The organism is Streptomyces sp. NPDC091377 (genome assembly GCF_044757045.1).
GTDB lineage: Bacteria > Actinomycetota > Actinomycetes > Streptomycetales > Streptomycetaceae > Streptomyces.
The window spans coordinates 1-4,222 of the sequence record NZ_JBIVUE010000054.1 but is presented as its reverse complement, the minus strand read 5'-3'; the positions used below and the strand labels follow the sequence as shown (position 1 = coordinate 4,222).

1 protein-coding gene is annotated in these 4,222 nt (G+C 72.2%); it reads right to left on the bottom strand.

What is annotated here, in order from left to right:
• Positions 1–4,222: SDR family NAD(P)-dependent oxidoreductase (locus tag ACIQNG_RS39050; protein WP_401492012.1), on the bottom strand; the 4,222-nt coding region annotated here is incomplete at both ends.

The following is a 4,222-nucleotide window of genomic DNA, read 5'->3' as shown; positions in this document are numbered from 1 at the left end:
CACCGCCCCGGACGAACCCGGCCAACTGCGCCGCCTGACCCCGCAGCCCCGCACCACCCCGACCCGACACCACCCACGGCACCGGACCCGACACCACGGCCGGCGGCTCGGGATCGTGCTCGACAGCGGGTGCTTCTTCCAGGATCACGTGGGCGTTGGTGCCACTGACGCCGAAGGAGGACACGCCCGCCCGGCGCAGCCGCCCGTCACCGGACCACGGCACCGGCTCCGTCAGCAGACGCACCTCACCCGCCGACCAGTCCACGTGCGACGACGGCTCATCCACATGCAGCGTCTCCGGCAACAGGCCGTGCCGCATCGCCATCACCATCTTGATCACACCGGCCACGCCCGCCGCTGCCTGCGTATGACCGATGTTCGACTTCACCGATCCCAGCCACAGCGGGCGGCTCTCTATACGGTCCTGGCCGTACGTCGCCAGCAGCGCCTGCGCCTCGATCGGGTCACCCAGGGACGTGCCCGTACCGTGCGCCTCCACGACATCGACCTCACCGGTACCGAGACCGGCGTTCGCCAGCGCCTGCCGGATCACCCGCTGCTGCGAGGGACCGTTGGGGGCGGTGAGGCCGTTGGACGCACCGTCCTGATTGACGGCCGAACCCCGCAGCACCGCCAGCACCTGGTGACCGTTGGCCACCGCGTCCGACAACCGCTCCAGCAACAGCACCCCGGCACCCTCACCCCAGCCCGTGCCGTCGGCTCCCTCCGCGAACGGCTTGCACCGCCCGTCGGTGGCCAGGCCCCGCTGGCGGCTGAACTCCACGAACGCACCCGGCGTCGACATCACCGTCACACCACCGGCCAGCGCCATCGAGCACTCACCGGCCCGCAGCGCCTGCGCCGCCAGATGGAACGCCACCAGCGACGACGAACACGCCGTGTCCACCGTCACCGCCGGACCCTCAAGCCCGAACACATACGCCAGCCGGCCCGACACCACGCTCGCCGCGTTCCCGGTCGCCAGGTATCCCTCGGCTGCGATCCCGGCGCCGCCCAGCAGGGAGACGTAGTCCTGGCCGTTCGTGCCGACGAACACGCCGGTCGGGCTGGCGCGCAGCGACTCCGGAGCGATGTGCGCGCGTTCCAGTGCCTCCCAGGTCACCTCAAGGAGCAGCCGCTGTTGCGGGTCCATCGCCAGCGCCTCGCGCGGGTTGATCCCGAAGAACTCGGCGTCGAACTCATCGACGTCGTGCAGGAAGCTGCCGGTGGTGGTGTAGCTGGTTCCCGGGCGGTCCGGGTCTTCGTCGAACAGCGCCGACAGGTCCCAGCCCCGGTTCGTCGGGAACTCGGTGAGGGTGTCCCGGCCCGTCGAGACCAGCCGCCACAGGTCCTCCGGCGAACGCACCTCCCCGGGGAAACGGCAGCTCATCGCGACGATGGCGATCGGGTCGTCGTCCACCGGCGCACCGGCCGGCACGGGCAGCCCCGAGGCGGCGGTGTCACTGCCGAACAGCTCTGTCCGCAGATACGCGGCGAGCACCCGTGGGGTGGGGTGGTCGAACAGCAGGGTGGCCGGGAGGCGCAGGCCGGTGGCGCCACGCAGGCGGTCGCGGATCTCGACGGCCGTCAGGGAGTCGCAGCCGAGGTCGCGGAAGGCCCGGTCCTCGTGGATGTCCGTCGCCAGGGCGTGGCCGAGTACCTCGGCCGCCGCCGTGCGGATCACGTCGAGCAGTTCGTGGTGCTGTGCGGCCCCGTCGAGGGAGCGCAGTCGCCCGATCAGCGGGAGGTCGCCGGTGCTCGCCTCGTCGTCGGCCTGGTCCCCGGCTCGTGCCTCGCGTGCCTCCGGGATCTCGTCGAACAGGCGGTTGTCGCGGACCGTCAGGTACGTCCGGGCGAAGCGGCTCCAGTCGACGTCGGCGACGGTCGCCGTGGTCTCGTCCCGGTCGAGGATCTGCCGGAGCGAGTTCAGGGCCCGGTCGACGGGCATGGTGGTGATGCCACGGCGGGCGAGCTGTACCGCGGCGTCGCCTTCCGCCATGCCGTCCCCGGCCCAGGCGCCCCAGGCCACCGAGGTCGCGGTCAGCCCACGGTCACGGCGGTGCCGGGCCAGCGCGTCGAGGAACGCGTTCGCCGCCGCGTAGGCGCTCTGGCCGCCGCTGCCCCAGATTCCCGCGATCGAGGAGAAGAGCAGGAACGCGTCGAGGTCGGTCCGGCCGAAGAGGGCGTCGAGATGGAGCGCGCCGAGCGCCTTCGCCGCCATGGTCTGCCGGAACTCCTCCGGCCGTACCTCCGACAGCGCGCCCGTCAGGCCGAGGCCGGCGGCGTGGACCACGACGCGGATCTCCGCGCCGTCGGCCTGGACCTGCCGGACCACCTGGTGCAACTGCTCGCGGTCCGCCACATCGCAGGCGGCGACGGTGACGCGGGCACCGGCGGCGGTGAGTTCGTCGCGCAGCGCGGCGGCCTGCGGGGCGTCCGGGCCACGGCGTCCCAGCAGGACGACGTGTTCGATGCCCTGCCCCACCAGCCATTTCGCGACATGACCGCCGAGAGCACCGGTGCCGCCCGTGATCAGCGCCGTGCCCCGGGGTCGCCAGGTCGTCGTGGTCCCGGCCGCGCTGTCCGCCCTGTGGACCCGGCGTGCGAGCAGTCCGGCGGGACGGATCGCGACCTGGTCCTCGCGGTCCGTACCGGCGACGACGTGGCAGACCAGGTCGTAGGCCCTTTCGTCGGGCACCGCCGGAAGGTCGATCAGTCCGCCCCAACGGCCCGGCTGTTCCAATGCGGCCACCCGGCCCGTGCCCCACACCAGTGCGGCGGCGGGGTCGTTCGTCGGCTCGTCGTCGCTCGTGCTGACGGCGCCCCGGGTCACGGCCCAGACGGGTGCGTCGACACCGGCGTCGTCCAGGACGCGGAGCAGGGTGACGGTGTCGGTGACCGTTCCGGGCAGCCGGTCCGGGAACGCTTCCGTTTCCGCGCCGTCCGCCACAGCAAGGAAGGAGAGAACCCCGCTCGGCGCGAGGGCGTCGCCGCATGCCTCGGTCAGCCGACGCGACAGTTCCTCGGGGGTGACGTCCACGGGAACGACGATCCGGACCGTCTCCCCTCCGGCCCGCCCGACCGCGGCGGCCAGTTCCGGGGCGTCGTCGCCGGGCCGGGTGAAGATGAGCCACGTGCCGGACAGGGGGGCGGGGGCGGTGGGCTCCGGGAGGGCTTTCCAGGTGACCTGGTAGCGCAGGCCGGCGAGGGCCTGGCGTTCCTGGCGGCCACGCCGCCACGCGGTCAGGGCCGGGAGTACGGCGTCGGAGGCGATGTCCTCGTCCAGTCCCAGGGCTTCCAGGTCGTTGCGCTCGACCGCTTCCCAGAACTCCGCCGTACTGGGGTCGACCTCCGGCTCTGTCACGGAGGGGGTCGACGCTTCCGGCCAGTAGCGACGGCGCTGGAAGGCGTACGTCGGGATCTCCACCGGCGGTCGCGTACGGGATACCCACTGGTCCCAGTCCACCTCGACCCCGTGCACGTGCAGCCGGGACAGGCCGGTGAGCAGCCCGGTGACCTGGTCACGGTCCCGCCGCATGAACGAGGCCACGGCCTCGCCCGTACGCTCTTCCATCGCGGCGGAAAGCGCGGGCTGTGGACCGACCTCCGCCCACACGCGGGCCCCCAACTCACGCGCCATTTCTATGGCTTCGGCGAACCGGACGGGCTGGCGGGCGTGCTCCACCCAGTAGGCGGGGCTGCCGAAGTCAGCACCCGCAATCTCCCCGCTCACGGTGGAGACGATCGGGATCTGAGGCGCCGCGAACTCCAGATCCGCGAGGGCGGCGGCGAAGTCGTCCAGCATCGGGTCCATCAGCGGGGTGTGGAAGGCATGACTCACCGGTAGCGCGCGGGTCCGCACACCCTCGGCATCCCATTGACCGGTCACAGCGCGTACGGCGTCCGCCTCGCCGGCCAGTACGACCGACTCCGGCGCGTTCACCGCGGCCACCCACACCCCGGGAACCCCACTGACGCGTTCCTGGACATCCTCAGCGGGCGCGGCTACGGACACCATCACCCCGCCAGCAGCCATCCCCTGCATCAACCGGCCCCGCACACAGGCCAACCGCACCGCGTCACGCAGACTCAACACCCCCGCAGCCACAGCCGCACTGATCTCCCCCACCGAATGCCCCACCAGCACATCCGCACGAACCCCGTGCTCGGACAGAACCCGCCACAGCCCCACCTCCAACGCCACCAACCCCACCTGCGCAAA